Here is a 7,324-nt window from a genome sequence, read left to right on the forward strand (position 1 = left end):
CACTCTTTACCATATCAAGGTCTCCTTTTCGGTAACCTTCAATATGGCGCAACGTTATTTCTCAGAATACCTTTCGGTTACATTTAATTCGGCGCAATTCGCGGGCGAGGTCTCGGCCATTTGCAGATTTCAATGCTTCGGTGTTGGCGCGAATTTTTGGTTTATCCAGAAGAGGCAGGCGTGCCAGGTCCGCGAGACTGCGCACGTGGGACGCCTTGAACCCAATGCTTGTGAACAGATTGCGGTAATAAGGGACATGCGCCTCGACGTGGGTAAGGAGTCGCTGCAGTTTGGCAAACTGGAACGCTTCCAGACGTCTGGTATCCCACCATTGAGATAGCTCCATCTCTTTGCGAACCGCAACGCTACTGTGGTTTTTGATGCGCTCGTGAAGGGGAAAAACAAGGCTGGAGATCAGAGATGTATATAAGCTCATTTTAAGAATTTAGCAGGCTTGGCGTTGGCCTTGTAATGAATTATGCTTCAAGAGATGATATTGAATATTCGGCGCAAAAAGGGAGGCAGCAGCACGCTTTGCGAGAAAGCTTTGTTGAGGTGGTGCGGCCTCATCCATAACCAGGCAAACGGAAGAATTACCAGCATCACCAGGAACAGGGGCGGGAGGATTCGGCGCGCGCGTCGCTCGTAAAAGCTCACGATAGAAAATTTGCCGCATGAGATAACCGCTGATGACAAAGAACAAGTCCACACCGATGTAGCCGCCCCTGAACCACTCAAAACCCGCATGGAACAGAACGACGGGGATAACCGCGACGGCTCTCAGCCCATCCACTTCAGCGCGATATCTGAATGCCCGGCGTGCTCTTTCACCAACGCTTTGCGGTAACACGGCAGCTTCACCTTGTGCCTTTTGTTCACGTTATGAAGCTAAACCTGAATCCGGCAGCTGAGGCCGGTTTGTCAGCTTTTTGACAACCAGGGCTGTAATAGGATTCTTTGCGCCCCATGAACTTCATTTTTCCTAGTGAACTCACAACAACGCGCTAGATAAGTCAGTTTATCGCAGTCTTGAAGCAAGACGTGGAAGGATTTGCGGAATAGGCGCCCGGCAGGGCCGAAAAGCATGAACAGGCCTGCATGCGGCTTTAAGCTGATGCAGGTGATTCGCCAGCCACTAGGAAACAGGATGGTCTCGTCATTTTTGCAGGGCCTGCCTGTAAACGCGGAGCAGGCGATCCCGGACATTTGGCCATGTGTAGTGCTGCACGGCCTCGACCCCGGCCTTGCTGAGTTGCGTTGCCTTGGCAGGGTCGTTTAGCAGTGTAAGAACGGCGTTGGCTATGGCCTCGGGATTTTGCGGGGGGACAAGTAAAGCCGTCTTTTCATGTTCCACCATAAAGGGCACTCCGCCGACATCTGTACTCACTATCGGAACGCCACTGGCCAATGCTTCCAGCAATGAGATGGGCATGTTATCGACCAGGCTGGGATTGATCATGATATCGGCGCTCTGATATAGAGCGGCCATGCCCTCATTATCCACGCGGCCCGTGAATGCAACCACATCCGCCACGCCCAGCCTGCATGCAAGTTCTTCCAGCATCCGCCGCTCTGGCCCGGACCCGGCCAAGGTAAGTTTTGCCGCCGGAAAAGCTTGTTTTATGATAGTGAAGGCGCGCAAGGCAGTGGCATTGTCGTAAATCGGCTCCAGGTTGCGGGTAACGATGATATGCGGAAAACTTGCTTTCGGCAGAGGCGCGGGGCGCGTTGGCATCCCGAAGCGGCTAAGGTCGATAATGTTGGGTACGACGCTGGTAGCGAAACCCCGCTTTCCAAATACAGCTTCAAGAAAACCGGAAGGAACGACGATCGCATCGGCCCGGTGCAGGCTTGGCCTTACCCAAAAAAATGCTTTACTGAAAAAGACATCCGCCTCGCCGCCGCGGTAATTGATAATAACGGGTATGTTTCTGATTCTGGCTATCCAAATGGCCGGGGCGGCAAAAAGGTGCCATGACCAGCCGGAATTAGCCATCACGTGAAATAACTGGACCCTGCTTGCCGAAACCCAGAGGTGAGCAAGATAAGAGAGCAACCGAAAACCCGCTCTTATCCCCTTGAGCCTGCCAACCCAATGGGGATGGTAGGGGCGATTGACCTGAATCAACTCCACCGTGGCATCTTCCTCTCGCAGCAACCGGGCTAGTTGCAGCATCTGGTTCGCCATCCCCCCCGATGGAGGCGGTAGGGGCCCAATCAGGCCGATGCGCAAGCCAGCCGCTTTCACGACGATACCCGCTTGGCGACAAGCGGGGCGTAGACGCCTCGGTAACGGGCAACACTGATGGGCCAATTACGTTGTGTTTCCACAAAGCTTCGGGCGGCGTCGCGCAAACCAGGCCATTGACCGGGACTGGCAAGAAGGTTCAACACCCTGGATGCCAGGGCATGCGGATCGCCAGCCTTGAAAAGGACGCCGGTTTTTCCGTCGTCGATCAATTCCAGATGGCCGCCGACATCCGATGCCACGACAAGCCTGCCTTGTGCCATGGCTTCAAGGGGCTTGAGCGGCGTGACGAGGTCGGTGAGCCGCATTTGCAGACGGGGATAGATGAGAATATCGATCAGATTGTAATAAAGAGGTACCTGCTCATGAGGGATACGGCCGGTGAAGATCACCTTGCCTTCGAGGCACAACTGTCTGGTTATCGCCTTTAATTCTTTTTCCTGTGGGCCCCCACCGACCAGCAGGACGCGAATATCGGGGTTTCCGGCCAACATTTCCGGTAGTGCCCGCAACAGGACGGTCAAACCCTCATAAGCATAAAATGAACCAATGAAGCCCAGCAGCGTTTTTCCCTCAACGCCAAGATCTGCGGCAAGCTGCGGGTCCCTGCTTTTGCCCACGCTGAAGTTTTCGATGTTGACGGCGTTGGGGATAACCGTTACCTTTTCCGATGCAATGCCGCGCCCGAGAATGTCAGTGCGCAGGCCTTCGCAAATGGTGGTGATGGCGTCAACGCGCCTCAAGGCGTAACTCTCCAATCCACGCGTAAGGCGATACCTTAATCCCCATTCACGGCTGGTGCCGTGATCCACTGCTGCGTCTTCCCAGAACGCTCTGATTTCATAGACGACCGGGATGCTCAACTTGCGGCCTACGCGAAGCGCGGGTATGGCGTTAAGTACCGGGGAGTGGGCGTGCAGGATATCAGGCTTGATGATTTGGGCTGTCTCGCTGAGGCGGCGGGTCAGGTTTTCGATGACGGAAACCTGATTCAGGACGGGAAGTTTCGACCCGAAACCTGTTGCCTCCGGTGTTCTATAAAAGTGCCAGCCTTCAACATCTTCTTCCAGCACGCTGCAATTTTCCTGTTTTGATCCGGTCAGGTGAAAGGTTTCCCATCCCAGAGCGCGCTGCTCTTTGAGAATGGAGAGCGTCCTGAATGTATAGCCACTGTGGAGGGGAATGGAATGGTCAAGAATATGCAGGATTCGCATCAATTTACTTAGGTTATTTTGGCATGCTCTAGAGCTATTATTACGGCGGATCAGCGAAAAGATTCAAGTTCTGCGCCTAATCGTGGACATATACCATGTTAATAAATGGTTTGGTCTATAACCATTGGTTTTCGACTTTATCCTTCCCCTGGTCGATGTTATTCGAGCTTGGGAACGCGAGCCGCATATTCCGGGGAAACAGCTTATTCATAGGGATTTGTTCTGTTGGGGCTTTAGTTTGATTTCCATGCCCATATGCGGCAGTGGAATAACGAGACCACCCGCCTGTTCCTTTTTATCCAGGTAGCGGTAGACCCGGATTGACAGATTATCAAACTCCGGCACATTGGTTAGTACCGGGATTTCCTTAATCATCTGGAACCGGTGGTCATCCATGGCTTTAGCCAGGAGTTTAAATTCAGGCAGATCCACTACGTCGCGGCTCTCGATCACGATGATCCCTACCCCATAACGGTCGATTAACCCGATGACATCTTCCACGTTCTGGACATAGGAGACCATGCCGAATGCCTTGTGTACCGCCATGGATACCAGGATCTTGTCGGCTCGCAATACCGCCTTGTTCTTCTCGGGATCAACGGCGCGCAGGTGAAAGATGAAATTTCCGTCATGTTTTCCGGCAAACAGAATCAAGCCGGTATCGTCCTGCCGCACGACAAATTCAGCTGCTTGTTCGTATCCGGCTACATAGGTGTGGGTCTTGGTCGATCCCACATATACATTCCAACTGGCAAGCACAGCCAGAAACACGAACGCGGCTCGACGTATACCGGCGTTCAGCACGACTCCCGGGCTTAATGGCATACAGGCCAGCAATGCCAGCGGGGGCAAGGCATACATGGTGTAGCGCAAAACATTCCCCTCGCCGCGTCCGACGACTAATACCGTAAACAGGTATGAGGCCGCAAGCCAAAAAAAGATCAGCGAATCCTGCGGCTTGCCCCTGGTACCCATATGTGCCCGGAACGCAACGCCTATCAGAATGGCGATACCAAGCGGCCATCCGCAAACATCCCACAGTGCTGACCAATAATATCCCCAGCGCCTTCCGTTGAACAGTTGCGAGCTGTTCGGACCGAATTGATTCACCAGAGCATTGACCGGTATTGCACCGAACTTGAGCGCATGCATTGTGAGCAATGCGCTGGCAGCGCCAACTATGACATACGCCAGCGCAGCCTCTTTACGCCATAGCAACCGTCCATGTCCGGTGAGCAATGCGTAGGCCAGCAAGGCGGGCAGGATGAATACGGTAGTTTGCTTGAGCAGCAGCATGGATGCCAGCGCAAGCCCGGCAAGTGCAGCGCGGCGCCAACTTGGATGACTCAGATAACGATCAAATGCCAGAATGGACACAATGATCATCGCCACTGCCGGGACCTCCAGCATGATGGAACGTGTCCAATCGAGCACGCCCGGCGTCGAAAGATAAAGCAGGCAGGACAGTACTGTAGCTGCGCGCCCCCAGATTGGCCGCGCCCAGGCATACCATGCTGATACGCCAACCAGAGCGAAGACCATTACGGTGAGATGGGCGCTGAATTCGGTGATTCCGAAAATAGCGAAAAAAACAGACTCCACGACGGGGAAAAACGGCGGATACCAGTTTAATGCCAGGGCGGGATATTGAGCAAAATACTGAAGAGCGTACTCATAGGGCGCCCTCCAGGGCACGTCCTGCCAGAGATCAAAAAAGAAGACGCCGTTCATCGCATGGCGGGATTCATCGGTCCACCAGAATTCTCCAGGATTCAGCGCGTTCCAGAAGAGCACGCACACGCCACACCACAGCACCAGCAGGGCGAGCGCATCGCGAGAATTGAGCCGTATGCTCGAATCAAGTCTTGAATCAGCCTGATCAGGTTGCACCGTAGGCCGGGCGCCCGGCGTTGTCATTTCTTCATAACTCTGCAATGACCTCCAGGATGACTTCGCTTTGGAACTCCTCCAACCCCAGCCATAACGGCAACCGTACCAACCGTTCGCTCAGCAATTGCGTCTGGGTTAGCGATCCGGATCTGCGTCCGTATTTTTCCCCCATGGGGGAGCTGTCAAGTGGAATGTAGTGAAAGACGGTTCCTATTCCCTTCTGTTTGAGTGCGGCGATGAAAGTGCTGCGCTTGTCGAGATTCGGCAACAAAAGGTAGTACATGTGCGCGTTATGCGTGCAACCCCGGGGAATGATGGGACGACGTATCTTGCCCTGTATTTCCACTGAGCCGAAGTTATCGTGATAGGTGTTCCAGATACCCAACCGGCGATTCGTGATGGAATCAGCCTCTTCCATTTGAGCCCATAAAAAGGCAGCTATCAGTTCACTCGGAAGATAGGATGAACCGAAATCAACCCAAGTGTATTTATCGACCTGACCCCGAAAAAAAAGGCTGCGGTTGGTACCCTTTTCCCTGATTATTTCGGCTTTTTCACTAAAACTCGGCGCATTTATCAATAGGGCGCCGCCTTCTCCGGAAATGATGTTCTTGGTCTCATGAAAACTCAATGCGGCGAGATGGCCTATACTCCCCAGCGGCCGCCCTTTATAGGTGGACATGATGCCCTGCGCGGCGTCTTCGATTACCAGCAAGCCGTATCTTTCCGCTAACGACATGATGGTATCCATCTCGCAGGCGACGCCCGCGTAGTGAACCGCCACGATCGCCCTTGTTTTCGGCGTGATTGCCGCCTCTATCAAGGTCTCATCGATATTGAAGGTGTCGGGCCGAATGTCGACGAATACCGGTACGCCTCCCCTCATTGCAAACGCATTGGCGGTCGAGACAAAAGTGTAGGAGGGCATGATGATCTCATCGCCGGCGTGAATGTCAGCAAGAATCGCCGCCATCTCCAGCGCAGCTGTGCACGAATGCGTCAGCAATGCTTTCTCACAGCCGATGCGATTCTCCAGCCATGCGTTGCACTTTCTGGTAAAAATTCCGTCACCGGCGAGATGGCCGCTGGCATGAGCCTGGCTTACGTACCACAGCTCTTTTCCGGTCATGTAAGGCTTGTTGAATGGGATCATGGCCGCGCTTGCTTTTGGGTTGTATTCTTGAAAATAAGGTGAAAGAGTTAGGCGCGCGCGATGATAATCAAGCCGCCGACTACCATTATGGTACCGATTACGCTCTGGATGGTGAGTAACTCATTCAGAAAAACCACCGAGAAAACCATGACGATGACAAACGCCAGGCTCATGAAGGGGTAAGCGTAATTGAGTTCGAAACGAGTCATTGCCGCCATCCACGCAAGCGAAGCAAGAAAAGCAGAAAGTAAGGCCGATATGATCCATGGATTGAAGAACTGCTGGAAAAGAAATAAGAGTTTGTCGCCCCCCCCTTCCGGCATGCCGCGCGTTTGCGCCATCTGCCACCTGAGCACCAACTGACCATATACCGTGAACAGCAGGGTCAGCAGGATATAAATATGTCCCGCCATATCGAATCGTCCGTTCATCTTTCTCTCATGCTTGATATTCATTCTGGCGCCATTCCCCAGATGTAATGAGGCGCTTCCGGACCCACATTCATTAGCAGGTCGAGTATGGTAACGAAGGGTGAGAACGGCGGGAAGCATTGCCGATAAGCGGGATATACCGGGTATTCCTTATACACCAGTTCAATGCCGGCCTCAGCAAACATAGGTTCATCAATATAATCCCTGGCTGAAGGACCGCTGATATATTTTGTCGCGCCTACGCTCTCAAGGATACCGATCAACCGCTCGGTTTTGCGTCCATAGACGCCCAGCGCGTTGCGCCATAGAAAAAGGTTACCGAAACAGTTTTGCAGTTAACGTTGTGCCATAAGGAAAGGAATTCATTTTAGTGCATCGAAGATGATTT

General features: G+C 53.1%; 8 protein-coding genes. All 8 read right to left on the reverse strand.

Annotated features, from left to right (window positions below):
- Positions 1-61: 61 nt before the first annotated feature.
- Positions 62-436 (reverse strand): hypothetical protein, encoded by a 375-nt coding sequence (locus BLS94_RS14165; protein ID WP_090962547.1) that lies wholly within the window; start codon positions 434-436, stop codon positions 62-64.
- Positions 437-445: 9 nt separating this feature from the next.
- Positions 446-850, reverse strand: coding sequence for an acyltransferase family protein (locus BLS94_RS15505; protein ID WP_371130308.1), 405 nt, complete (start codon positions 848-850; stop codon positions 446-448).
- Between the two features lie 306 nt (positions 851-1,156).
- A complete protein-coding gene (locus tag BLS94_RS14175) occupies positions 1,157-2,248 on the reverse strand; it encodes a glycosyltransferase family 4 protein (RefSeq protein WP_256325452.1) in 1,092 nt (363 codons plus the stop codon).
- Complete coding sequence (locus tag BLS94_RS14180; protein WP_072768264.1) at positions 2,245-3,462, reverse strand: TIGR04063 family PEP-CTERM/XrtA system glycosyltransferase; 1,218 nt, start codon at positions 3,460-3,462, stop codon at positions 2,245-2,247. The genes BLS94_RS14175 and BLS94_RS14180 overlap by 4 nt, the downstream gene beginning before the upstream one ends.
- A gap of 207 nt (positions 3,463-3,669) precedes the next feature.
- Entirely contained in the window at positions 3,670-5,397 is a 1,728-nt protein-coding gene (locus BLS94_RS14185) for an ArnT family glycosyltransferase (RefSeq protein ID WP_072768265.1), read from the reverse strand.
- On the reverse strand, positions 5,384-6,505 hold the full coding sequence (gene rffA / locus BLS94_RS14190) for a dTDP-4-amino-4,6-dideoxygalactose transaminase (protein ID WP_090962550.1): 1,122 nt from the start codon (positions 6,503-6,505) through the stop codon (positions 5,384-5,386). Before rffA ends, BLS94_RS14185 begins: the two co-directional genes overlap by 14 nt.
- A gap of 47 nt (positions 6,506-6,552) precedes the next feature.
- Positions 6,553-6,960: an EamA family transporter gene (locus tag BLS94_RS14195; protein WP_218124830.1), complete on the reverse strand. Its 408-nt coding sequence runs from the start codon at positions 6,958-6,960 to the stop codon at positions 6,553-6,555.
- Positions 6,957-7,271 carry a WbqC family protein gene (locus BLS94_RS14200; protein ID WP_090962553.1) on the reverse strand — a complete coding sequence of 105 codons (315 nt, stop codon included), beginning with the start codon at positions 7,269-7,271 and terminating at the stop codon, positions 6,957-6,959. The genes BLS94_RS14195 and BLS94_RS14200 overlap by 4 nt, the downstream gene beginning before the upstream one ends.
- Positions 7,272-7,324: the final 53 nt, after the last annotated feature.

The organism is Nitrosospira sp. Nsp18 (assembly GCF_900103145.1).
Lineage (GTDB): Bacteria > Pseudomonadota > Gammaproteobacteria > Burkholderiales > Nitrosomonadaceae > Nitrosospira.